A 25,436-nucleotide genomic window follows, 5' to 3' on the forward strand; every position below is an offset into this window, starting at 1 on the left:
AAAAGAAGCAATTCACTCCAGAAAGCAGGAGGTTATCGCATGAATGCCGAGCACAGTCAAGGACTTAATGCCATTTCGCAACCCGGTGAATTCACAGAGCTTGACCGTTTCATGTTCGAGTCGTGGGGTTATTTGATCATTCCTAATGTATTATCCGCTGACCAAGCACAGCAATGTTTGGAGGCATCTATTCGCCTGCATGAGAGAGAAGGTACAACCGGATGGGCTCAGGTTGGCCGAGGATTTGAAAGCGAACCCACGCTGGATCAGTTGATTGATCACCCTGCGGTGCTCCCAAAAGTGAGAGCATTATATGGCGATCGTTTTATTCTTCAATCCGCTTGGTGCACGAAGCAGCCGGCATTTGGAGGAGCAGGCGGCTGGCATCAGGATGGCTCAGGAGCTTACGATTTTAATCAACTAGCTTATCCGATTCCTCTGCTGCAGCTGCGCGCTTCCTATTTGCTCACTGACCAATCGCTACCTAGGATGGGCAACATGGAGATGATTCCAGGAAGCCATAGAGCCCAAGTTCCACTCCCGGCAGACATTCGCCGCGACAAAGGTGACTTGCCTGTAGGACATGTCATTTGTGCTCCTGCCGGATCTGTATTGCTCTTCCATAACGCGGTTTGGCATCGTACATATTTTCATGATGGAGATTACGACCGTTATACCGCACATTACATTTATAGTCCGCCTTGGGTTCGATTCTCCGATCGTTTTGCAAACAACAAGGACTATTTGGAGCGTACAACGCCTATGCGCCGTTATTTAGCAGGAGAATATGAGCGGCCAGACGCGCCATTTGGCGCCGGGTACCCCGCAACGGCTTTTAAAGATTAGCAATTCGCCGCTTAAGCAAATATTTGAATAATGGAGGGATTTTCGAATGTTAAATGTCGCGATGATTAGCAAATGGCATGTTCATGCTGATGGATATGCAAAACACCTGCAATCACTTGGAAACGTAAACATAACAGCAGTTTGGGATGAAATAACGGAGAGAGGGCGAACGTGGGCAGCAGAGCTCGGAGCTGATTTTGAATCTGATCTGGATACGCTGCTTCAAAGGGCAGATGTAGACGCTGTTGTCATCGATGCCCCTACCAGCATGCACGCAGAAGTCATGGTTGCAGCTGCCCAAGCTGGAAAACATATTTTCACAGAGAAATCAATGGCACTTACAGTAGCCGAATGCGACAAAATTACGGCTGCTGTACAAAAATCCGGCGTGAAGTTTTGTATATCTTTTCCCGCTCGAACAAGGCCTCACCATTTATTCGCTAAACAGCTTCTGGATGATGGGCTGCTTGGCGCCGTTACGCTGCTGCGTATCCGAAATGGTCACGATGGAGCATTAAACAATTGGCTGCCTGAATACTGGTACGATGAGAAACAGGCAGGCGGCGGAGCTATGATGGATCTTGGTTGCCATCCGATGTATTTGGCAAGCTGGCTGCTTGGTGAGCCAAGACGAATTACTTCCATGTTTAATTATTTTACAGGCCGGGCTGTTGAAGATAATGCACAATGTTCGATTGAGTTTGCTAACAACGCGGTTGCACTGCTGGAGACCAGTCTTGTTACATACTCAACGCCTTCTGCGTTTGAACTATATGGAACGGAAGGGACACTGATCATATCCGGGGAAGATGTTAAATTTGCGTCCAAACATACAGATTCACCGCTCCAAGGCTGGATTTCACCTCGTCAGCTTCCTAAGGAGCAGCCGCTTCCACTAACACAATGGGTAGATGGCATTCTGAACGACAAGCCGATGCCATTTGGACTCGAGGACGGAACAAAGCTGACGGAACTTCTTGAAACGGCATATATCGCTCATCGCGAGAGAAGAACGGTAGATTTTAAACGGCAAGGAGGAAATTAATGAGATGCGAACAGTAAAGGTAGGTATTATCGGATGCGGTATGATTGCAGGCGGCAAACATATGCCAAGCTTAGCCAAGGTGGGTAATGTAGAGATGGTCGCATTCTGCGATCTAATCGAAGAAAGAGCGCGCGAAGCTGCTGAGCAGTATGGAGTTCCCGGCGCGAAGATTTTTACCGATTATAAGCAGCTATTAGCCATGGAGGATATTGAAGTCATTCATGTATTGACGCCAAATATTTCGCATGCTGTCATTTCAATCGATGCCATGGAAGCAGGCAAACACGTTATGTGTGAGAAACCGATGGCAAAGACCAGTGCCGAAGCGAAAGCGATGTACGAAGCTCATGTTAGAACCGGTAAGAAGCTGACAGTTGGCTACCAGAACCGAAGCAAAGCTCAGTCGCTGCTGTTAAAAAAAATGATCGAGAATGATGAGCTTGGCGAGATCTATTATGCCAAAGCGGTTGCAACAAGGCGTAGAGGGGTTCCGACATGGGGAGTATTTCTGGATAAAGAGAAACAAGGCGGCGGACCTTTGATCGATATTGGTACCCATTCACTGGATCTCATCCTATGGCTGATGAACAATTATGAGCCTCACAGTGTAGTAGGCAGTGTGTTCCAGAAGCTGAAGGATACAGAAAATGCAGCTAATGAATGGGGATCATGGGACCCAGCGCAGTTTGAAGTAGAAGATTCCGCTTTTGGTTATGTAAAATTCAAAAATGGTGCTGTCGTTTCAATTGAAACCAGCTGGGCACTTAATATCGCCAAATCTGAAGGCTCGTATTTGTGCGGTACGAAGGGCGGTGCTGATTTTCACGAAGGTCTGCGCATTAACGGCGAGAGGGACGGCAGCTTATTTCTAAATGTCATCGACGTGAAAGCAACCGAGAGAGAGCAATTCCGTGGAGAAAACCTGACTGATTTCGAGTATGAAGCCAAGCAGTGGATCAGCAGTATTGTGAACGACACCGATCCGCTCGTTAAGCCTGAAGAGGCGATGGTGGTATCTGCTATTCTGGAAGCGGTATACTTATCAGCCGAAACCGGCAAAACGATCTACTTCGATTAAAGGCTGCTCATGTACACGAGTAATAGACGGATTATACTGTGAATTACAATAAAGGACGGTATCCTGAGGTCATTAGACTTCTGGATATCGTCCTTTTAAATTGGTATGTCATATATTTAAGATGAAGACTTAGTGCTTTTTGCAGAGCTGAGGTGATCAATTTGATCCTCAAGTACTTTGCCGGCTCTCTCTAGAAACAGTGTAATCAGTTCCAGCTCAGCATCTGTATAGGAGGAAGCCAGCTTCACCATCTCGTTGTGAAGGGGAATATACGTATTGCTGACATCTTCTTTCTGTTCATATAGCGGAACAATAATCACTTTGCGACGGTCATTGGGATCGTTTTGCCTACGTACGTAACCGAATTTTTCAAGGCGGTCAATTAATGCTGTCACACTTCCAGTAGCAAGCCCAGTTAATTTGGACAACTCACCGGCTGTGATCGGACCTTTTTCACGTAAAATATCCACAGATAAAAAATCATTATTATATAAGCCGAGAGCAGCAGCTACATTTTGTTGGTACAAAACGGTTCGGCTTCCTAGTCCGCGCATACGGGCGACGAATTGTTCTTGCTGATCGGTCGCTTGCACTTGTTGCTCGCTTGACAAAGGACAAACCTCCTTTTAAGATATGGTTATCTCAGATTTCGAGATACTTTGTTATAAAGATATTAGATGAAATGAATTTAATCAAGTTCATTCTATCGAATTCATTCGTAATTTGCAAAAACTTTAGTCATGATGGCTAAACAATTTTAACCCCTATTTGAGATCGGAATGCTACAAGACATAGAATAATTAATTATTATGAGGAGGATTTTTATGAAAGATACCATTTTTATTAAAGGTGCACGTGAAAACAACCTGAAAAATGTTTCCCTTTCAATTCCAAAGTACAAGCTGATCGTTCTTACAGGTCCATCAGGATCTGGAAAATCAACTTTGGCAATGGATACACTTCAAAGAGAATGCCAAAGGCAGTATTTGGACTCCATGGGCATGACTTCGGATTCAATAGGGAAGCCGAAGGTTGAGTCTATCGAAGGATTGTCACCGTCCATCAGCGTTGGACAGCATGTTACCAATCGAAATCCACGCTCAACAGTCGGAACAGTAACCGATATCTATACGTTTGTAAGGTTTATCTTCTCGCGACTAGGCGAGCGGATTTGCCCTTCTTGCAGCGGTCACATAGCTCCTTCATTTGAGCCCATAGGTGCAATCGCCGATGAAGATGAGGAAATGGATCGTCAAATGATAGGTTGTCCTCACTGCGGAGCAGCGCTTGAACAGCTAGGAATGTCACACTTTTCCTTCAATAAGCCAGAAGGAGCCTGTGGAGCTTGCAGTGGGCTTGGGCATGTGGCAAGCATTAATGAAGCAGCCGTTTTCAATTCGGAGCTCAGTCTGCGCGATGGAGGAGTGGCTTCTCTGAACGGGGTTCATCGCGATATTCAAATTCGTATTTTGATGGCGGCAGGAACGCATTACGGCTTTGCATTTGATCCGGATCAGCCTTTAAAGGATTTCGGAGAGGTACAGCGCGATTTGTTATATTATGGTGTCGAGAGTGAAGCCTTCAAGCGGCATTATCCAAATGTGAAGCCTGTCCAAGGTACAAAATTCGAAGGAGTCATCCCTGGTTTATGGCGGCGATACAAAGAAAAAGAAGGGGAAACAGGCACTTCGGAAAAAGAGGGAAGTTTTTTTCATGAACAGCTTTGCCCGGAATGCCTTGGCGCACGCCTTAAGAAAGAGGTTCGTCTTGTTCAAGTAGCCGGCTCAACCATCTCCGATGTATCGGAATGGTCGCTCAGTGATGTTTTTAAGTGGACAGAGGAATTACAAGAGACGCTCCCGTCTGAAGGTCATTATCTGCTCGAACCCATTCTGCATGATATGCCTACTAGGCTAAAACGAATCATTGATGTTGGCCTAGGCTATCTTTCCCTGAATCGGCAAACCGTTTCATTATCAGGCGGCGAAGCACAGCGGCTGCGGCTCGCATCGCTGCTCGGTTCTGGCCTCACCGGGGTACTTTATATTTTGGATGAACCGACCACAGGTCTTCATCCCCGTGATACATCCGGTCTCATACGAGTACTTCAGCAGCTTCGTGATTTAGGCAATACAGTACTCGTAATCGAGCACGATGTTGAAATGATGCGTGCTGCAGACCATATCATCGATATAGGTCCTGGCGCTGGGTTGCACGGAGGAACCGTCGTAGGCGAAGGCAGTCTGGAGGATTTAATGTCGAGTGAGCTTTCGGTTACAGGCGCTTATTTGAGAGAAGAGAATGGCTCAACTCCTCTACGCGTACGCAGAACAGGCAACGGTCAGTTTATTACAATCGAGCAGGCTAAACTCCGCAATGTTGAGATTCCGACTGTGTCAATCCCGCTTGGCTGTCTCGTTTCCGTTACAGGAGTATCTGGCTCCGGTAAATCTACGCTTGTGTTTGATATCCTTGCAGAAGGAAGTCAGAAGGAATTGGAGCGAATAGGGTGCAAGGAAATTACGGGCTTAGAGCATGTCGGAAATGTCGTTATATTTGACCAGACACCCATGGGAAGAGTGCAGCGCTCCAACGTAGCAACTTATACGGATGTGTTTACGCAGCTGCGCCAGTTGTTCGCTGGTTTACCTGAAGCTAAAAAAAGAAAACTGACAACCAAACATTTCTCATTTAACACCTCTGGTGGTCGTTGTGAGACATGTCAGGGGCTAGGTGTGCTTTCCGTTGATATGAACTTCCTGCCTGATCTGGAGGTAAAGTGTCCTGACTGCAAAGGAAAAAGATTTACGGATGAGGTTTTGCAGGTTCAGTATGAAGGATGCTCTATATCGGATTTGCTGAATATGTCTGTGCAGGAAAGCCTAGCTATTCTCAAAAAAGAAACTAAAATAACAGGTATAATCGAGATGCTTTGTGAAGTCGGACTAGGCTACTTGAAATGGGGGCAATCGGTCAAAACGTTATCTGGCGGCGAAGGACAGCGGATTAGGCTGGCAAAAGAGCTGAGCAAGCCTTCCAAAAACCATACGCTCTATCTGCTGGATGAACCGACGACAGGCCTCCATCCATCTGACATTAAGCAGCTCCATACTTTACTCAGCAAGCTGGTTGATACAGGCAATACGGTAATCGTTGTTGAGCATAGTCTGGAACTGATACGTGAATCCGATTGGGTTATCGATATCGGTCCAGAAGGGGGCGCAGCCGGCGGCAAATTAGTTGCAGAAGGCACTCCTGAGCGTGTAGCGGAAGTGGCAAAGTCGTATACGGGTATGTTTTTAAAAGAAATGTTGGCTTAAGAGCATTGATTATAGCTTGCCAATTTATCTTTGAATCAATACGTATTGCAGGTACTGTCATGCTGACAGTACTTTTTTTGTTAACTATTCTATAAGGAAACGAATCATCAATTACTGTTTTAATAAATAACTAATTTATGGTAAATTACAGTAGTAAAACATTAAAACCAAAGGAGGAGATCGCCGTTTCTAATGCTCTAAATAATCATAATGAATATCCAATGGTAAGCACTCCGGCTGGAGAAATTGAATTAAGAGATGACCGGACGAAGCGAATATGGAAGTCTGAAATTAAACCCTTTTATCTTTCACCTTATCCCGTAACGATGGAATTGTATTTAGCTGTAACCAAAAAATCTCCTCTTTCTTTGAGTAGTAATCAAAGACCAGTGGTCAATATCTCTTGGAATGAAGCCATCTATTTTTGTAATTTACTATCCCTGAATGCTGGATTAACGGAGTGTTATTCATTCAGTCAGGATGGAGATCATATTGAATGTGATTGGGAATCTGATGGCTATCGCCTTCCGACAGAGGCAGAGTGGCAATACGCGTGTAAAGCAGGAACAGCTGGCTACCAATACGGAGAGATTGATAAAATCGCTTGGTACAATGGAAATTCGGGAGACAGCATTCATGAAGTAGGTAAAAAAGAACCCAACGCATGGGGCTTATATGATATGTTAGGAAACGTTTGGGAATGGTGCTGGGATTTATATGATGAGCAGGTATATGGCTCATATCGCATTTTTCGAGGCGGCAGCTGGGCTGAAGAAGCGAGAGGCTGCGGAGCTACTTGTCGTCGTCGCAGTCATCCGTCATTTTGTATTGACGACCTTGGGTTTCGCCTTGCCAAATCATGTTAACGAGTTGATAATAACCGCGGAGGTATAGACCTCGGCGGTTATTTCTAATTACTATATAGCTATTTGCTATTCATAAGCTCACGCAGCGCATCTGCAAATTTGGAGATTCCTAAACCAATTTCAGCTTCTTTTGCTCGAGCAAAAGTAAATCTTACAAATCCAGAATCCGATCCGTACACACTTCCAGGAACAAAAACAATCCCTCGTTTAATGGACTCCTCCAGCAGCTTTCCATCGTGAACATCCGGAACTAGCTTACACCAAAGATGAAGTCCACCTTGTGGAGCAGTGAACGTAACCAATCCCGGAAGTTCCTTCTGCAATGCTTCAATAAGTAAATCTCGTTTATATTGGAGCTGCATTCGCAAGCGGTCTAGATGAGGTTCAAAGTAATTGGACTTCAAAAATTGTGCCGCTACCTGCTGCGGTATAACGCTAAGTCCAAAATCCATTTGCTGCCTTGCGTCAGCAAGTCTCTCCACAATGGAGTTAGGGGCAACCATCCAACCAATTCGCATGCCAGATGCAGCTATTTTGGAAAAAGAACCGATATAGAGGACAGACCCAATTGAATCCATTGATTTCAGCGGTGAAGGCGGTGAACCTTCATAGTCCGTTAAGCTAAACGGGTCATCCTCGACAATAGGCAGCGCCAACTCGCTTGCAACGTCAAGCAGCTGTTTGCGACGTTCAGCACCGAACACTGTACCTGTTGGGTTCTGATAGTTGGGGTTCATGAACACCATTTTGATCCGATGTTTTTTGTATAAGGCTCGAATGTCCTCTGGACATACCCCTTGACTGTCAACAGGAAGACGGAACAATCTAAGCCCCGCTGATTGAAACATAGGCAGAGAATAGCAGTAGGAAGGATCTTCAATCGCAACCGCGTCGCCAGGCGACAACAAACACTGGGTTATTAAATATAACGATTGCTGAGATCCCGATGTGATCAAAATCGATGATTCCGTTGTCTTAATACCCCGATGTTGATCAAGATAGGATACCAACGCTTGTCTAAGCGGAATATACCCTTGTGGATTATCATAACCCAAATATGAAGTGTATTTATTCTCGCTCATCAACGTTGTAATTTCATCATTAGGAGCCAAATCAGCCGACAGCTCGCCGCTAGCAAAATCGATGAGAGAGGGGTTTTGATTGAGCGCTTCACGAATTCTTCGCATAAAGGGCAAGTTAGGTAGAAAGCTGCCGCCTTCAGCGTACCGACTCCAATTTGGCGTATGCTTGGGAGTGGCTCCCCATTTTGTTTTGGATACACGCGTTCCACTGCCTGTCTGACTTTCAATAATCCCCATCGATCGAAGCTCGGCAAAAGCCAAAATGACAGTACTGCGGTTGACGCCCAGTTGTTCAGCCAGTTTTCTCTCAGATGGAAGCAAGCTGCCAGGAGGGAATTCACCGTAGGAAATCCGTCTTTCTAGATGATCGGTAATTTGTTTATATATAGGAATTTTACTTTTCCTCTCAAGTTCCCACATCAAGTTCACATCCCTTGCTTGTAAATAAAACATTATAGTCATGATTATCATACCACTGATTTTCAAACTGAAAGAGGCTGTTTTCAACCTAACTATGACAGTTAAATGAAAACCAATCGAATTGGATGGTAGTAATTCATCCGATTTGGATGGTTCGTTTTTTCGCTTTTTATTTTATGATAAACGTTAATTCACATTTCAATGAACTGCACGTATTCGAAATCAAAAATATACTGCTAACATATAGGGGGAAATCATATGCAAGTACCTATCGGCGTATGGATCGTATCTTTTATAATCGTAGCCATTCTTTCATGGATTACATTTTGGATCACGAACAAAGCGTATTCAAGACGTTGGGAAGATCATGATGACAGCAACCTAAATAATTAAACGAAAAAGTCTGAGTTAAAACAACAAATAGCACAGGAAGTGGAAATCAGTAACGACAAGAGCATTGTTGTTACTGGTTTTTTTGTGTTCATCTGCGTAATTTCTTAAGATAATAAATAAAAGGTCTAGATTCATTTATTACTTGCATTTTGCAAACAATTACGTTATAAATAAATCAAGAGGTGAAACAAGTGGAGAACACAAGAGAGATGTTTCAAATAATGACTCGCCGGTTTGGGCTTCTGGATAAAAATTGTTGCACAGCGGGTGGAGTGGATATCTCATTAATTCAAAGCCATATTATTTATGAGATCGATCGAAAACATAATCCATCGATTCAGCAGGTGGCGGATTCACTATCCATAGACATCACGACGTTTAGCCGCCAAGTTCAAAGTCTTGTGAAGTTAGGATTGGTGAAGAAAACACAACTTCCTGAAGACCGGAGAATCAATATTTTAACGTTAACGACGGAAGGCAAGTACATTTCAACAGTCATTGATGGTCAAATGAATAACTATTTAAAAGAGGTCTTTTCGCATATGTCTGAATTTGAACAAGACATGGTCATAAACTCGATAAAATTGCTTAACGACAGCATGGCAAAATCGAAAGTATGTTGTACAACACTGGGATAATTATTATCCCTTTAAAAATTATTAATACTTGCATTTTGCAAATAAAATAGAGGAGGAAATAAGATGATGAAAAGTATTCCTGTTAACCAAATTAACTGCTGTGAGGTACATGATAACGCAAAAATCAATTTGCCAATTGTAATTATAGGAGCTGGACCGATAGGTATTGCGGCAGCTGCACATTTAAGTTTAAAAGGAGAGTCATTTTTACTTTTAGAAGCTGGTTGCGATATCGGAGCAAATATTAAAAAATGGGAGCATGTAAGACTCTTTTCCCCATGGGAATATAACATCGATAAGGCAGCTAAACATTTGTTGCTTTTGACCGACTGGATCGCACCACAAAATACGGATATTCCAACTGGGAAAGAACTCGTAGAACAATATTTAAAGCCTCTGTCAGCGCTCTCTGAAATAAATCCATCTATTCATTTGAATATGAAAGTGACTGCCATTAGCCGTAAGGGTTTAAGTAAAGTCAAAACGAATGGTCGTGGTGATTTGCCTTTTGCCATTCACGCCACCCACAATGGCAGCCACCATCTTTTTGAAGCAAGAGCGGTTATTGATGCTACGGGAACATGGTCAAATCCAAACCCGCTTCGTTCGGATGGTGTGTTCTTAATAGAAGAAAAAGCGCTTAGCAATCAAATATATTATGGTATCCCAGATTTGCTCGGAAAGGATGAAGAACGTTACCGCGGAAAAAAAGTCCTTGTCGTTGGAAGCGGTCATTCCGCTATTAATACACTTTTGGAACTTGGCGAACTTCAAAAGCAAACTAATGAGACTGAAATTGTATGGGCAATACGAAAACATAATCTTGAGGATGTTTATGGCGGACGTGAGTTAGATGGATTACCGGCTAGGGGTGAACTCGGAAAACGAATTCAAAAATTAGTTGAATCGGGAATCTTGAATGTGATGACCTCGTTTTATATTGAAGAATTAAAACAGAGCAACGGGAAAATTCATGTTATCGGTACGGTTGGATCAGAGAAAGCTTTTATTGACGGTGTCGACGAGATCGTATGCAACACGGGCTCACGTCCTGATTTATCATTTGTCCGTGAAGTAAGAGTGATGATGGACCCGAGTCTTGAAAGTACATATGAGTTAGCGCCACTAATCGATCCAAACGTTCATAGCTGCGGTACAGTTAGACCTCATGGTGAACTCGAATTACGTCAACCTGAAAAAGATTTTTACATTGTTGGTGCCAAAAGCTATGGAAGAGCACCCACCTTCTTAATGGCAACCGGCTATGAGCAAGTTAGATCGATTGTAGCCGCTTTAGTGGGGGATATGGAGTCTGCTCGTAAAGTAGAGCTGGAATTGCCAGAGACAGGTGTTTGTAGCATTGGTGTCGGCGGCGGAGACAGTTGCTGTGGACCAGATCAAAAGTAGAAATAATATACGATGTTCCAGCAAGTAATTTGCCAAGTATTCTAGAAGTACCGAAATGTTTCCGTCTACTTTCGTAGCCAGTATGAGCAACGTTCTACTTCAAACAACCTAAAACAAAGGGCATTTATTCAATCTAATGCCCTTTGTTTTGTTTATTTAGGAAGAAGGGGCGACTTTGAATGGTTATAAACACTCAAAATTTTCAAATCGGATTATATTCGCCATTGATTATATAAGTAGTTGGTTATATAATTACGAGGTCGAAAGAAGCCAACGGGGGAAAACAGAGGGAGGTACTACATATGGAGCAAAAGATACAGGAAATGGCCGAGGCTTATAAATTATTAGCCGATAAAACGCGGTTAACCATCGTGGCACTGCTCAAAGAAAAGGAACTATGTGTATGTGATATCACTGATATTATCGGGATGTCTCAGCCAAATGCCAGCCAGCATCTACGAAAATTAAAATCAGCCGGACTTCTAAATGAAAAGAAAAAAGGGCAGTGGGTATATTACTCCCTTAATCCGGATGTGGAAGCCTATGTACAGTGCGTGTATCCGTACCTGCCTTCCATGAAAGAAAAAATAGCAGGCTTAAAAAATAACAGCTGTGATGCACAGGGGGAAGTATGACACTCATTGCCGTTTTAATTTTTTTGCTTACACTCACGTTTGTAATCTGGCAACCGAAAGGACTTAGTATTGGTTGGTCAGCAGCTGCCGGAGCTATTCTGGCACTTCTGTTTGGCGTCGTAAACTTTGCTGATGTTGGTACGGTTACGGGTATTGTATGGAATGCTACCCTTGCCTTTGTTGCTATTATCGTAATATCGCTTCTTTTAGATGAAATCGGCTTTTTTGAATGGGCGGCGCTTCACATGGCGCGGCTCGCACATGGCAATGGAAAACTTATGTTTGTTTATGTCGTTCTTCTTGGTGCAGCAGTATCGGCATTCTTTGCCAATGACGGCGCGGCGCTTATATTAACACCTATTGTGCTTGCGATGGTGCGTGCACTCAAATTTGATCAGAAAATGATTTTGCCTTTCATTATGGCCAGCGGTTTTATCGCAGACACGACTTCGCTCCCTTTTGTAATAAGCAACCTCGTTAATATCGTTTCCGTTGATTTTTTTGAAATCGGCTTTATCGAGTATGCTAGCCGGATGATTATTCCGAACTTTTTTTCGCTGCTGGCGAGCCTTCTAATCTTGTATTTGTTCTTCCGTAAAAGCATCCCAGGTCATTACGATTTAAAACAGCTCAAAAAGCCGTCTGAAGCCATAAAAGATAAGAAACTGTTCCAAATTTCGTGGGTAATCTTAGCCATGTTACTTCTCGCATACCTTGTAATTCAATACATTCATGTTCCAATTTCCGTCATAGTAGGCGTCGCTGCAATCTTGTTTATTTTAGCTGCTCGCCGCAGCCCGGCTATTCAAACTTGGAAGCTGGTCAAGGGCGCTCCTTGGGCAGTTGTCATCTTCTCCATTGGCATGTACGTGGTTGTTTACGGACTTCGTAATGTGGGACTGACAGATGAACTAGGAAAAGTCATTCAAGCCATCGCCGACAAGGGACTATTCATCTCCACTATCGGTATGGGATTCCTTGCTGCGATATTGTCTTCGGTCATGAACAATATGCCAACCGTGATGATCGATGCTCTAGCCATAAAAGGAACAGCAACGCAAGGCGTGATTCGTGAATCTTTGGTGTATGCCAACGTTATCGGCAGTAATTTGGGACCTAAGATGACACCGATCGGCTCGCTCGCGACACTTTTGTGGCTGCACGTATTATCGCGTAAGGATGTAAAAATCACATGGGGAAATTATTTTAAAACGGGTATTATTCTCACGATCCCAACGCTCTTTATCACGTTAACAGGGTTGTATTTGTGGCTGCATTTCATCCATACAACAAGCATTAATGTATGGGTGTTGATTGCCGTAATTACAGCAATATTGGTTCTAATCGCCATATTAATAAATGCTTGGATTAGCTCGAAAATGGGCAAAACGAAATTTCAAGAAGAGATCGTAAAAGTTAACTCGAGAATATAGGAGACCGATTATAATGAACAACAAACCACTCGTTTATTTTTTGTGTACTGGAAACTCTTGCAGAAGCCAGATCGCCGATGGATTTTTGAAGGCACTGGGTAGCGATAAATATGAAGTGAGGAGTGCCGGTCTAGAAGCTCATGGCTTAAATCCCCGTGCGGTTCAAACCATGAAAGAAGCAGGCATCGATATCTCCAATCATACTTCGGATGTCATTGATCCTGAGATTTTAAAACAAGCAGATTATATCATCACGCTTTGCGGTCATGCTAACGATAACTGTCCGGTTGTAAGTAACGACAAAGCGCAAAGATGGCATTGGGGCTTCGACGACCCCGCAAAAGCGACAGGTTCAGAAGAAGAAATCAAAACTACATTCGCAGAGGTCCGTGATTCGATAAAAAATCGAGTTGAGTTGTTTGTGAAAGAAGGGAAGTAACAAACCGTAATAGTTATGTACTTACGAATATATTCGATGATTTAGGAACTGTTTTTGTGCCATTTATAACTATAATACAAAAGAAGCAAGCCCTCAGGGCTTGCTTCTTTTTCATTTAAAATTGCTAATTATTTGGTCTTGCTGAATTTCGTCATCTCTAATGATACCTACTCCTGCGTATAAAATATAAATAATGCCGCCAACGAAGCACGCACATAAAGTTAAGAAGGAAATCATATGTTGTCATCCTTTCTAATCGTGATTACATCAATCGTACAGTGACCCTCAAGCCTTGTGACCCTCCAATCCAATCTGATATCTCCCATCCAATAAAATTCAACGTTTCGAATCCAGATAATTGAATTGAAATATTCATATTGATCTGACGGTGGATACTGATTGCTTGACACAAAAATGAAACTTCTCTCCCTATAATTTTATCTTGATAATCAAGATACTTATAACTATAATTAAAATAATTCAAGACAATTGGTTGTCGAGATAAACAATGGGAGTGGCAATTACATTGTCAATTAAACAAAGTGGAGGGAACGAGAAACAATGGAAATGGCAAAAGGAAATAAAGTAGGTGTAATCATTGCAGCACTTCTGCTGGCTACACTTATGGCATCGATGGATAACACCATATTAGCAACTGCGATGGGAACAATCGTAGGGGACCTTGGCGGGTTTGACAAATTAATGTGGGTGACTTCTGCTTATATGATCGCAGAGATGGCTGGTATGCCGATATTTGGTAAGTTATCTGATATGTATGGTCGCAAGCGTTTCTTTGTATTCGGAATTATCGTATTTATGATCGGTTCAGCTTTATGCGGTACAGCGGAATCTATTGTACAGCTGAGTATTTATCGCGCGATACAGGGTATTGGCGGCGGAGCTCTAGTACCTATTGCATTTACAATTATGTTCGATGTGGTAGCACCTGAAAAACGGGGGAAGATAGGCGGATTATTTGGCGCTGCATATGGTATTTCAAGCATTTTCGGGCCTCTAATTGGCGCTTATATTGCAGATTATGTTCATTGGTCCTGGATTTTCTACATCAATTTACCAATAGGAATCATTGCATTTGTAATGATTGCTTATTTTTACAAAGAGTCTGTTGAGCATTCTAAACAAAAAATCGACTACATGGGCGCAATAACGCTCGTAACTTCAATTCTTTGTCTCATGTTCGCGCTGGAGCTAGGAGGTAAAAAATACGACTGGGACTCCTTCACGATCGTAGGTTTGTTTTTAGCTTTTGTCGTATTATTGATCACTTTTATCTTTATTGAACGGCGCGCACAAGAACCAATCATCACTTTCAGCATGTTCAAAAATCGGCTTTATTCCACAAGTAATTTAATGGCTATTTTTAGCGGCGCAGCGTTTATAACAGCTTCCGTCTATATCCCAATCTATGTTCAAGGGGTACTTGGAGGCTCAGCTACCAACTCGGGGCTCGTGTTGCTTCCAATGATGGTCGGATCTGTTGTTACCGCTGCTGGCGGCGGTATTCTGCTCTCCAAGTTTAGTTATCGCTCCATCATGATTTCGACGTTGTTTCTGCTAGTGGGCGGCATGGCTCTACTGACTACTTTAACACCCGATTCATCCCGATTTATGGTTACAATCTTTATGATTTTAGTTGGTCTTGGCATCGGCTCATCGTTTTCTGTGCTAAGCAATTCCGCCATACATGGATTTACTGCTAGGCAGCGAGGATCTGCAAGCTCTACACTTAGCTTCACTCGGGAACTGGGAATGACGCTTGGGATTACGGTATTCGGTATTATTCAAAGTCACTTATTTGCAAATAAACTTTCTTCATCGTTCGGCAGCGGCGGTCAAACGTCGGAGTTCATTGATCTAAATGATCCAAGTAAAATTTTAACACCTGAGACAAGGGAGAACATTCCTTCTCAGATTCTTGATAAAATAACTGAATCACTGTCCTCGTCACTCGTTCATACTTTTGCTTGGGCTATTATTCCATCCGTCATTGCTCTGTTAGCTGCCTTTGCGATGAGCAAGGAGAAGTTTGATCCAGCTTCCGAGCTAGAAGAATATTCGGCATCTCATTAAAAAAAAACCTCGTTATTCGTAGCGAGGTTTTTCTTTTGTACATTAAACTTTTGCAAATAAATCTCTAATGACGCTTGCGTCAAGCTCATTCGTTATTTTATAGAAATTAGCAGCATTTTTTGAAGCATTGTAATTAAATACAACTACAAAATGATAATCATAAAATGTAATAACCAAGAGCCTACTTTATTACATCATAATATTTCACAACTTGACATATTAGCGACTTCGTAGGTATTATAGACACAATAAGTCTGTAATTGAGGTGAGAACATGAAATTTTCCAAAGCGACCAATTATGCACTTCACACCATGCTCATGCTTGTAGAAGCTTCTAATTTGAAGCCCATAGGCGTCAAGCAGCTGGCGGAATCCCAAAACGTTTCACCTACTTATCTTTCCAAAATTTTAACGAGACTCGTCAAAGCTGGGATGATTGAATCCGTTTCTGGGGCAAACGGAGGTTACCGGCTATCACGCAAAAAGGACGACATTACGTTTTTGGATATTATCCACGCTATTGAAGGAACAACATCATTATTTGAATGTGATTTTGTTCATGGTGAAGAATGCTTGATTCAAGCTGCAATGAAAGAAGCGGAAGAGAAGATGGAACAACATCTGAAACAAACGAAATTAGCTGACGTTGCAAAAAAACAAACCAAACTTAAAAGTTAAGAACATTTTTCTGAAAAAGGAGAAGTACAATTAACATCGTATTAAATCCTTTTTTCGAATCAATTGTAGATATAGCGAGTCTTCAATGTCGTATTTAAATTTGATAATAAGCGTTTTTTTTCGCATTATTATAGATATAAAGAGTCTTTAATATCCCATTAGTAGGAGATGAGCTACATGAATTATGATTGTGCCATTATTGGCGGAGGACCAGCAGGGTTAAATGCCGCACTTATGCTTGGCAGGGCAAGGAGAAGCGTTGCTTTGATCGACAACAATCGTCCAAGAAATGCTGTTACTCATTCATCGCATGGCTTTATAACAAGAGATGGCGTTACACCAGCTGAGTTTCGCCGCATTGCTTATGAAGAGGTGCTGAGTTATCCATCAGTCGATCATAGGCAAGATGAGGTGATTTCGGTCAGCAAAATTGAAGCCGGATTTGAGCTTTTGATTCATCTGGATTACGCATTCCTACACGTAAATTGATCTTGGCAACAGGAGTAAAAGAAATATTTCCTGAGATCGAAGGCTTTTACCCGCTTTATGGAAAAAGCTTGTTTAATTGCCCTTATTGCGACGGTTGGTCGGAATATCCGGCTGTTTTTCATACAGCGAAGCTGCTTCTCAATTGGAGCAAGGATTTAGTTGTCTGTACAAACGGGAATGAAAACCTGTCGAACGAACAAAAAAAACAGCTCCAACGAAAGGGGATCGCAATCATGGGGCAGCCCATTGCAGCATTCGTCGGACAAAATGGGAAGCTTGAGCATATTCGTTTCTCAGATGGGACTACCATCGAAAGAGCTGGTGGTTTCGTTACTCCTAAGTTTATTTCAAGCACGCGGTTCGGAGAACAATTGGGCTGTGATAAAACGGAGTTGGGAGGAATTCAAACGGATGGAAAGGGAAAAACCTCAGTACCCGGTCTTTATATCGCTGGTGATGCTTCCTATTTCATGCCATCCCAATTGGTTTTTGCTGCGGCTGACGGCAGTCGAATAGCGATGAGCGTAAATTTGGAGTTAGCAGAAGAAGACTTCATTTAACGAAACTTAAATGCAGTCACACTACGATAGGAGGGAGCACTATTTGCAAATAAAAAATCATTTGATTGGGTCTTCAAAATTTCGGGCAGCTTTATGTGTCATCTTGCTACTTACAGAGCATGGTGGAACGTTGACTAGCTCAGAAATGGCACAACAGCTGAATGTCCATGCCGCTTATTTACGAAAAATCATGTCCGCATTGCAGAAAGCTGGGATGGTTGAAGCTAAGGAAGGTCAAGACGGCGGATATAAACTAAAGCATCCTGGATCTGATATAACATTGGCTGATGTTTACGATGCAGTAAGAGAGGTAAAGAAAAGCCAAACCGTTACATTCTGTCAATGGACAACATCTATAAATGACAGCTTAGCGAAATTAATGCTTGGAGTCGATGAATGTACGATTTCATACTTAAAGGAAATTAAAGCAACTGACATGATAAGCAGCTTAAGCAATTCGAATTAAACAAATCTATCATCTAACTGGAGAGGAAGACATAACCATGACAATTATACATGGAACGGATACAACACTAAAAAATGAAATTCAAAACGAGGGGCTAACCATAGTTAATTTCTGGGCTCCTTGGTGTGGACCATGTTTTATGTTCGCGCCCATTCTTGAAACATTTAATTCGGCAGGAAGCCATAATGTAAAAATTGTGAAAGTAAATGTGGATGTTAGTGAAGCGATGGCTTCACAATTTGGAATTATGAGTATACCTACTACAATCCTCTTTAAAGATGGAATACCTGTTGATAAAAGGAGCGGAGTCCTTACAGTAGAAGGCTTGGAACAATTTATTTCTGGTTATATTAAATAATAGCCCGCATTATAGGCTTAATCGATCATGATAGAGGAAACAGGTGTGTAGTACTCACCTATCAAAAGGTTAATATAATCGCAATGGAGGATTCAGATGACTACAAAAATTAAAATGACTCATACATTTAATGCTCCTCGTGACCTTGTTTTTAAGGCTTTTACAGAATCAGAACATTTACTGAATTGGTGGGGACCAAAAGGATGGGCTTTTGACATTAAAAAATTCGATCTCCGCCCAGGTGGTTTATTTCATTACAAACAGACCGCACCAGACGGAACCGAGATGTGGGTCAAGTTTATCTATCATGAAGTTAATTCACCTGAGAAAATTGTGTATACCAATTCCTTTTCCGATGAGAAAGGTAACACCGTGCGTGCACCCTTTGACGCCAATTGGCCTCTTGAATTTTCAGTCACTTTTATTTTCAGTGAAGATGGAGACAAAACCATTCTTACTATGGAAGGGGCAGCAGTATCTCCAACTGAAGAGGAAGCCAAAACGTTAGAGGCATCACAAGATATGGTTCACGAAGGATATAAAGTGACGTTTAATCAACTGGCAGATTACTTATTAATGGTATAAACCAACTAGTTAACGTGATACAAAAAAAACTCTTAACGACAAAGGTTAGTTTGATCTCACATTGTTGATGATCATCCTGACCTTTGTTGTTTTTTTGTTAGTTGGGCTCAAATGGAACGGGGTCGAGCCTTTTTGCGTAATGTATCTCAGTACTTTGTACAACATGTGCAACTTGATATTCTCGCTACATATTTTTACCAAAAAATTGTTGAACCACCAACAATCGTGTAAAATATAACTTATTTGCTCGACGCATATAGTTCCAAATTCCTCGAAGGAAGTGAGTCAACATAATTTTTAGTCTTATGTGCTTCAGGAAACTATACTAAGGCTTCAAATCAGTTATTTTGTTACATTTCCCAGTCATTTTATTATAACTATAAGTCGAGGTTATGCGTCGTATGAATGATAAGTATACAGCTCAAGCAGATACTTGGTACCAGCTTGCAGAGCAAAAGGCAGCCCAATATTTTGAAACATTGAATGAACAAGTGAAAAATAAAACTTATGTAACTACACTAACCGAAGATATTCAATTGTGGAAAAAGAACCATATCCAACATTATTCATTGTTATCCTTTTTTTCGAAAGGAAAGAAAAAACCGGATTCTCGGGATTATCATAGATACATATGGTGGCTGAATTATTCGGGAAAACTGGATGAATATTTGGATCGAAGCGTTTCCTATATTTATATGAGGGATTTAGGCAAAGCTTTGGATTCTCCAGAGACACAATTGAGAATTCAACGAGTGATTGCTGACGTCAAAAGTCACTTTATTCAACCCTCTTCAACTAACGGGGGAGAGCAGCCTGATTTTATGACCTTGGCGGGGCTGTATCGGTGGGCACAGAAGGAAGGCATAGAAAACGCCATAATCTGGGTAATAAATAAACTAAAATCCGTATCCTCTAATATCCCAAAGGAAATGAGTTCCGAGCATGCGGTGCGCAAGCTGATCAAAATCATAATCGGCGTAATGCTTCATGTAATTGAAGAAATGGATGATCAAGTATTGCCTGCTGAGCGTGCCCGGAGACTAGACGAATCCGTCAGACTTGGTTACTCCTATGGACTAACCTATCCTTTTATCGACGATCTGCTTGATTCTGGTGTCCTAAAGGCTGAGGAGAAAGAACAATATTCCACTATGATCCGTACTTCACTTCTAAGCGGATCTGTTCCACAATTAGGTGAATGGTCCGGCAATAACTTTAAATTTGTCCAATACGTACACGCGGAGCTTAGTGACGCTTTTGAGTATATTAAAAAATATCAACGACCTGAAACACAACAAACCTTTTTCGAGCAATCTTACGTGTTTTTTCATTCTCAGGATTTGGACCGTGTCAAGGATCTAACGAATGTAACTTACACCAACAAAGACCTTTACCTGCCTATCATTTTAAAATCCTCATCTTCAAGGCTCATCGTCCGTTCTGTCATTAGCGCTTCATTGGATGAAGGCTTTGATAATCGAACATTTTATTATGGCATTTATAATCAGCTGGCAGATGATTTAGCAGATATGTTTGATGATATGAAAGACGGGGCGGTAACACCCTATACCTATTATTTGAAATACCATGAGCAGCGCTCAGATCTAATCAATCCCTTCGAGTTATACTGGTCCGTCATCTCTTATTTAATTCACAGCGTATACTACTCCGATGCCAAAACCCGAGAAGTGATTCTTGATCGTGCCTTCAATGGTCTAAAGAGGTTGAAAGAACGTATAGGTACTGAGAAATATAACGAAATTATGGCGGTGTTTGCTTCAGGAGATCCAGACTTCAATCGTCTTATCCAACATGTGGTTCAAAAAGCGGATGATGTGGATTTCTTCGATAAACTGCTCCGGGATCAGATGGTAACGGTGTTAAAAAGCAATCGCAATGAAAAGGAACAATTCCTTTCAACTGTCAAAGCTGCTCGCGAGCAAATCAACAATCTATTGCCGATTCACAAAAGTAATGAAATACCTCCAATGAAAGAGCTGCTTATTGATGCTGCAAACTACAGTCTTGAAGGAGATGGCAAACGATTACGGCCAATATTGGCTTGGGTCATGGGTATAAATGAATATGGACTGCATGCTTCGACGATCGTGCCGCTTTTAAAATCATTAGAGTATATGCATACCGCATCTTTAATCTTCGATGATCTCCCAACGCAGGATAATGCCTCTACTCGCAGAGGGCGTCCTACGCTGCACCAGGTCCATGATAGTGCCACCGCGGAATTAACCGGCCTATTTCTTACCCAGAAGGCGATTGAAGAGCAATCATCGCTTGAACAGTTTGATCCTAAAACCGTACTTACTTTAATGCAATATTCGTCCCAAAGAGCTGGAGAAATGTGCATGGGGCAGGCGATGGATTTGCATTCCAAAGGAAAAGCATTAACATTGGAGCAGCTGAATATGATGTGCTTTTACAAAACCGGAATTGCATTTGAAGCTTCACTTGTTATGCCTGCTATTCTCGCTCAGGTTAAACCGTCAGAAATTGCGATTTTGAAAAAGTACGCCTATCATGCGGGCATAGCCTTTCAAATTAAAGATGATTTGCTTGATTCGGAAGGAGATTTACAGTTACTCGGTAAACCTATTGGCCAGGATGTAGAGAACAACAACTCGACTTTTGTAACCATCCTTGGTCTTGATGGAGCTAGAAAAGAGATGTGGGAACACTTCTGCCTTGCAATGGAAGCATTAAAGGAGATGCCACGTAATCCTGCTTTTCTAAAGCAACTGCTGAATTATATTATAAGTCGGGATTTTTAAATTACATTCGAACGCCTTGAGGAAGACTCGAGCGATCATGTTAGATAGTGCGACAATTTGAATAAGCAAACAGCAGTCCATCGGTGACACATGGTCACTGTGAGACTGCTTTTTCTTTTTAATGGTGTTTGAAACAGTCAGCAAAAGGTTGATGAGGATGGAAGGGGAAGATAAAGTGAACGAAGTTAATATGACTAATTACCAATTCATTAATGACTATAAAGACATTTCAACCTACAAAGAAAGCTTTAATGAGTTGGCTAAAATGGTATTTGGACTTGATTTCGAAAAATGGGATGAAAAAGGGGCTGGAACGAAAATTATATATGTTATTCCTTTATCGATAAAGGTAAAGTCATTGCCAATGCCTCAGCAAGCAAGATGACGGTTATATGTAACAGTGAAGAGTACAAAGCCATTCAAATCGGTACCGTTATGACGCATCCCGACTATCGAAATCAAGGATTATCAGGCAAACTGATGAACCATATTATCGAGAAATATGAACAAGAATATGACTTTATCTACTTGTTTGCTAATGATTCGGTTCTAGACTATTATCCTAGATTTGGGTTTAATAAAACGCAAGAAAGTAGGTTTACGCTAAACATTTCAGGTTTAGAATTAAAACCAGAAGCAACCCGTCCCTACCGCAAGCTACATACGAATAACTCCAATGATTATCGGTTGATGGAGCTGTTTGCTAAGGAAAGAATACCTGTATCCCCAATAATGGGTGTAAAAAACAATGAACATCTATTGCTGTTTTATTTTATTTATGCATTCAATGATGCGATTTATTATGTCGAGGAAGTTGATGCCATTGTTATTTTTAAGCACGAGGATAAACAACTTCATCTTTATGATATCATCAGCGTTCAAAAAGTTGATTATGATGTTATTTTAAACAGCCTTGTTACTGCTGATACAGAGATTATTCATTTTTACTTTACACCCGATTACGATAATGAAAACATTCATGTCGAGTTATTAGCAGAGAGTGAGGACACATTGTTTGTGCGTCCTTCATTGGAAGATAAAACAGAACATATTTTGTTTCCATTAACTTCTCATTCATAATGAAACACTTTTTTCAAACATTATCAGTACAAGGTAAATATCATGCTCTACATCCTGCAGGAACAGCATAGGCCATCGTCTTCCATGTCAATCGTACAGGTCGTTTTGTCTTCTTGAGAATACAATATGGTGTATTCCAAAACAGGAAGGAGATAATTCTGTGAACCGTAACGATTATAATAACATGAGTAATAACATGAACATGGGTAGTAATATGGGTAGTAACATGGGTATGGTAGAAGGTGCGAATTCGGCTAACTTTTGTCCGGATTGTCCAACGCAAACGATTTATGATCCTCCAATTACGCAATATGAGGACATCTACCATCCGCAGCTTGTAAATGTTATTCAAAATATTGAAACGGTGAAGAAGCATCATTGTTGTCCTGTCTATCAGCATTATTACACGCAATCAGAAAAAAATGTCATGGTTTCAGGCTTAAAACGCAGAAAACGTGCTAAAATATCTTCCAAAAAACGTTCCAAAAAATAGTTCTAAAATTTTAAAAAAGACCCGTAAGAGCCAACGCTTCGCAAATGAAGCGGTTGCCTTATGGGTCTTTCGCTTGTTTTCAAGATTACTTTAACTGATCAAAGTGATGATTTCTTCTTAAATACATATACAATACATACAGAATACGACAGACAGGCAAAACAAACAGAAAATTACCTTAAATGTTGTCAAAAAGGCTCCAGCCTCAATAAGATATGAATATAAATTGTTGAAATTCTAAAGGTATTTAATGGGGAAGCTGAACAACTTTGTGAAATATATCTACTCCTTCATATAAACGTTGCAGATTATTCACAATTTGTATACTTGAAAATCTCAGAAGCAGAGAAGTAGCAACGTTTAGATTGAAACTAATAGAAGATTAGTTTAACATCAAATACAGTGAACCATACCGCAAGTATCGGAAAAAATGTAATGATGCTAGTAACACATGGCGGCAAACAAAAGCTTCAATCGATCCATTAAGCTTTGTTATTGCCTTTGCTTTGTGTGTTCCTAGAGCCTTGTAAACGGACTTTTCACTTTTCACCAGCTTTCAAATAGCTTATAATTATCTGATAATCGCAGATCATTTAATCTATAATCAATTACAAAACAATATGATATGGTTTTAATTGAAACAGAAAAGGTGTGTGACTGGGTCGAGCATTGGCTTAGTGTAACGCCTATACAGAAGCGCCTACATGCTTTATGCAAATTTTAGGATATAAGGATGGTAAAAATGAGCAACGGAGAAAATAAAACAGACGTCATCTTGATTGGTGCCGGAATCATGAGTGCGACTTTAGGGACACTTCTGAAAGAATTGGTACCGGAATGGAAAATTACCGTGTTTGAGAAGCTCGAGAGTGCTGGAGAAGAAAGCTCTAACGAGTGGAATAATGCAGGAACAGGGCATGCAGCACTGTGCGAGCTTAACTACACTGTAAATAAGCCAGACGGATCTGTAGATATTAGCAAAGCGATTCAAATTAATGAACAGTTCCAGCTTTCCATGCAGTTTTGGTCTTACCTTGTAAATAGTAAGCTAATCCGTAATCCACAAGATTTTATTATGCCATTACCTCATATGAGTATGGTCCAAGGCGAACAAAATGTAACGTTTCTAAAGAAACGTTTTGAAGCCATGTCCACTAATCCATTGTTTAAAGGGATGGAATTTTCCGATGACCCTGCAAAATTGATGGAATGGATCCCACTTATTATAAAGGATCGTAAATCAAATGAAGCTATAGCAGCAACCAAAATTGACTCTGGTACGGATGTCAACTTTGGTGCTTTAACGCGCATTCTGTTTGACCACTTAAAAAGTAAAAACGTTGATCTCAAATATAAACATAGCGTTGATAATATTAAACGTGCTAGCGACGGCTCGTGGGAATTGAAAGTACGCAATGGCAGCGGCAACGTCGAACGGCATACTGCAAAATTTGTTTTTATCGGAGGCGGAGGCGGAAGCCTGCATTTATTGCAAAAATCCGGTATTCCTGAAGGTAAACATATTGGCGGATTCCCAGTAAGCGGAATATTTATGGTTTGTAATAATCCGAATGTTGTGGCACAGCATCATGCAAAAGTTTACGGCAAAGCCAAAGTTGGAGCTCCTCCAATGTCGGTCCCACATCTGGATACAAGATTTATCGACAATAAAAAATCTTTGCTGTTTGGTCCATTTGCCGGATTCTCACCTAAGTTTTTGAAAACCGGTTCAATGTTTGATTTGGTTACTTCCGTAAAACCGGATAATCTCATCACAATGTTATCCGCAGGCGCAAAAAACATGTCATTGACAAAATACCTAATTGAACAAGTTATGCTATCCAAAGAAAAGCGCATGGATGAGTTGCGCGAGTTTATCCCTAACGCCAAAACGGAAGACTGGGATTTAGTAGCAGCTGGTCAGCGTGTGCAAGTTATCAAAGATACTGAAGCTGGCGGCAGAGGAACACTTCAATTTGGTACGGAAGTTATAACGGCTGCTGATGGTTCGATTGCAGCATTGCTAGGCGCATCGCCAGGTGCTTCAACTGCTGTTCACGTTATGCTTGAAGTATTTAAAAAATGTTTCCCTCAACATATCAAGGAGTGGGAACCCAAAATTAAAGAAATGATTCCTTCTTATGGCGTTTCACTAATGCAAAATCCAGAGCTTCTGCACGAAATTCATACTTCTACAGCTGACTCGCTAGGCCTGAGTGAAAAAGAGCTGGCTTTTAGTTAGTTTTTC

The 25,436-nt window shown here is 41.4% G+C and carries 23 protein-coding genes and 1 pseudogene; 22 read left to right on the plus strand and 2 right to left on the minus strand.

The annotated features are described in order from the left end of the window. Positions 1-39 precede the first annotated feature (39 nt). The 3 genes from BK120_RS03265 to BK120_RS03275 are packed head-to-tail and all read left to right on the plus strand — an operon-like array spanning position 40 to position 2,969. Positions 40-846 (plus strand): phytanoyl-CoA dioxygenase family protein, encoded by an 807-nt coding sequence (locus BK120_RS03265; protein ID WP_076266004.1) that lies wholly within the window; start codon positions 40-42, stop codon positions 844-846. A gap of 46 nt (positions 847-892) precedes the next feature. Beyond that, positions 893-1,891 carry a Gfo/Idh/MocA family protein gene (locus BK120_RS03270; protein WP_076266005.1) on the plus strand — a complete coding sequence of 333 codons (999 nt, stop codon included), beginning with the start codon at positions 893-895 and terminating at the stop codon, positions 1,889-1,891. A gap of 4 nt (positions 1,892-1,895) precedes the next feature. After that, positions 1,896-2,969 (plus strand): Gfo/Idh/MocA family protein, encoded by a 1,074-nt coding sequence (locus tag BK120_RS03275; RefSeq protein WP_076266006.1) that lies wholly within the window; start codon positions 1,896-1,898, stop codon positions 2,967-2,969. A 116-nt stretch (positions 2,970-3,085) separates the two neighbouring features. Here the strand turns inward: BK120_RS03275 and BK120_RS03280 are convergent, their stop codons facing one another. Beyond that, the gene (locus tag BK120_RS03280; protein ID WP_076266137.1) at positions 3,086-3,523 is read right to left on the minus strand and encodes a MarR family transcriptional regulator; all 438 of its coding nucleotides are present in this window, start codon (positions 3,521-3,523) and stop codon (positions 3,086-3,088) included. Between the two features lie 270 nt (positions 3,524-3,793). On the opposite strand from BK120_RS03280, the gene uvrA reads away from it, so the two are divergent. Both uvrA and BK120_RS03290 read left to right on the plus strand, forming a co-directional pair. Next, the gene (gene uvrA, locus BK120_RS03285) at positions 3,794-6,289 is read left to right on the plus strand and encodes an excinuclease ABC subunit UvrA (RefSeq protein ID WP_076266007.1); all 2,496 of its coding nucleotides are present in this window, start codon (positions 3,794-3,796) and stop codon (positions 6,287-6,289) included. Positions 6,290-6,510: 221 nt separating this feature from the next. Continuing rightward, positions 6,511-7,155 carry a formylglycine-generating enzyme family protein gene (locus tag BK120_RS03290; RefSeq protein ID WP_076266008.1) on the plus strand — a complete coding sequence of 215 codons (645 nt, stop codon included), beginning with the start codon at positions 6,511-6,513 and terminating at the stop codon, positions 7,153-7,155. 59 nt (positions 7,156-7,214) lie between these two features. Here the strand turns inward: BK120_RS03290 and pdxR are convergent, their stop codons facing one another. Further along, positions 7,215-8,657, minus strand: coding sequence for a MocR-like pyridoxine biosynthesis transcription factor PdxR (gene pdxR / locus BK120_RS03295; RefSeq protein WP_076266009.1), 1,443 nt, complete (start codon positions 8,655-8,657; stop codon positions 7,215-7,217). A gap of 258 nt (positions 8,658-8,915) precedes the next feature. On the opposite strand from pdxR, the gene BK120_RS35850 reads away from it, so the two are divergent. From BK120_RS35850 to BK120_RS03370, 17 genes and pseudogenes are all read left to right on the plus strand, one after another. Further along, the gene (locus tag BK120_RS35850; RefSeq protein WP_256710766.1) at positions 8,916-9,050 is read left to right on the plus strand and encodes a hypothetical protein; all 135 of its coding nucleotides are present in this window, start codon (positions 8,916-8,918) and stop codon (positions 9,048-9,050) included. A 191-nt stretch (positions 9,051-9,241) separates the two neighbouring features. Further along, on the plus strand, positions 9,242-9,688 hold the full coding sequence (locus tag BK120_RS03300; protein WP_076266010.1) for a MarR family winged helix-turn-helix transcriptional regulator: 447 nt from the start codon (positions 9,242-9,244) through the stop codon (positions 9,686-9,688). Positions 9,689-9,751: 63 nt separating this feature from the next. Continuing rightward, entirely contained in the window at positions 9,752-11,095 is a 1,344-nt protein-coding gene (locus tag BK120_RS03305) for an NAD(P)-binding domain-containing protein (protein ID WP_083681541.1), read from the plus strand. A 302-nt stretch (positions 11,096-11,397) separates the two neighbouring features. Next, positions 11,398-11,730, plus strand: a complete 333-nt coding sequence (locus tag BK120_RS03310) for an ArsR/SmtB family transcription factor (protein ID WP_076266011.1) — start codon at positions 11,398-11,400, stop codon at positions 11,728-11,730. Then, a complete protein-coding gene (locus BK120_RS03315; protein WP_076266012.1) occupies positions 11,727-13,163 on the plus strand; it encodes an arsenic transporter in 1,437 nt (478 codons plus the stop codon). Before BK120_RS03310 ends, BK120_RS03315 begins: the two co-directional genes overlap by 4 nt. A 13-nt stretch (positions 13,164-13,176) precedes the next feature. After that, positions 13,177-13,602, plus strand: coding sequence for an arsenate reductase (thioredoxin) (arsC, locus tag BK120_RS03320; protein WP_179089730.1), 426 nt, complete (start codon positions 13,177-13,179; stop codon positions 13,600-13,602). A 567-nt stretch (positions 13,603-14,169) separates the two neighbouring features. Then, positions 14,170-15,693: an MDR family MFS transporter gene (locus BK120_RS03325; RefSeq protein ID WP_076266139.1), complete on the plus strand. Its 1,524-nt coding sequence runs from the start codon at positions 14,170-14,172 to the stop codon at positions 15,691-15,693. A gap of 273 nt (positions 15,694-15,966) precedes the next feature. After that, a complete protein-coding gene (locus BK120_RS03330) occupies positions 15,967-16,371 on the plus strand; it encodes an Rrf2 family transcriptional regulator (RefSeq protein ID WP_076266014.1) in 405 nt (134 codons plus the stop codon). Positions 16,372-16,548: 177 nt separating this feature from the next. Beyond that, positions 16,549-17,420: pseudogene (locus BK120_RS03335) on the plus strand (NAD(P)/FAD-dependent oxidoreductase). Between the two features lie 43 nt (positions 17,421-17,463). Further along, on the plus strand, positions 17,464-17,886 hold the full coding sequence (locus tag BK120_RS03340; protein ID WP_076266015.1) for an RrF2 family transcriptional regulator: 423 nt from the start codon (positions 17,464-17,466) through the stop codon (positions 17,884-17,886). A gap of 37 nt (positions 17,887-17,923) precedes the next feature. Then, positions 17,924-18,244 (plus strand): thioredoxin, encoded by a 321-nt coding sequence (gene trxA, locus BK120_RS03345; RefSeq protein WP_076266016.1) that lies wholly within the window; start codon positions 17,924-17,926, stop codon positions 18,242-18,244. A 96-nt stretch (positions 18,245-18,340) separates the two neighbouring features. Continuing rightward, a complete protein-coding gene (locus tag BK120_RS03350) occupies positions 18,341-18,829 on the plus strand; it encodes an SRPBCC family protein (protein WP_076266017.1) in 489 nt (162 codons plus the stop codon). A gap of 392 nt (positions 18,830-19,221) precedes the next feature. Further along, the gene (locus BK120_RS03355) at positions 19,222-21,615 is read left to right on the plus strand and encodes a polyprenyl synthetase family protein (protein WP_076266018.1); all 2,394 of its coding nucleotides are present in this window, start codon (positions 19,222-19,224) and stop codon (positions 21,613-21,615) included. 157 nt (positions 21,616-21,772) lie between these two features. After that, positions 21,773-22,000 (plus strand): hypothetical protein, encoded by a 228-nt coding sequence (locus BK120_RS35855; RefSeq protein WP_256710767.1) that lies wholly within the window; start codon positions 21,773-21,775, stop codon positions 21,998-22,000. Further along, positions 21,997-22,695, plus strand: coding sequence for a GNAT family N-acetyltransferase (locus BK120_RS03360; RefSeq protein ID WP_256710768.1), 699 nt, complete (start codon positions 21,997-21,999; stop codon positions 22,693-22,695). The genes BK120_RS35855 and BK120_RS03360 overlap by 4 nt, the downstream gene beginning before the upstream one ends. A gap of 160 nt (positions 22,696-22,855) precedes the next feature. After that, positions 22,856-23,188, plus strand: a complete 333-nt coding sequence (locus tag BK120_RS03365) for a hypothetical protein (RefSeq protein ID WP_083681545.1) — start codon at positions 22,856-22,858, stop codon at positions 23,186-23,188. 742 nt (positions 23,189-23,930) lie between these two features. Further along, on the plus strand, positions 23,931-25,430 hold the full coding sequence (locus tag BK120_RS03370) for a malate:quinone oxidoreductase (protein WP_076266019.1): 1,500 nt from the start codon (positions 23,931-23,933) through the stop codon (positions 25,428-25,430). Positions 25,431-25,436 lie beyond the last annotated feature (6 nt).

This window comes from Paenibacillus sp. FSL A5-0031 (assembly GCF_001956295.1).
GTDB lineage: Bacteria > Bacillota > Bacilli > Paenibacillales > Paenibacillaceae > Pristimantibacillus.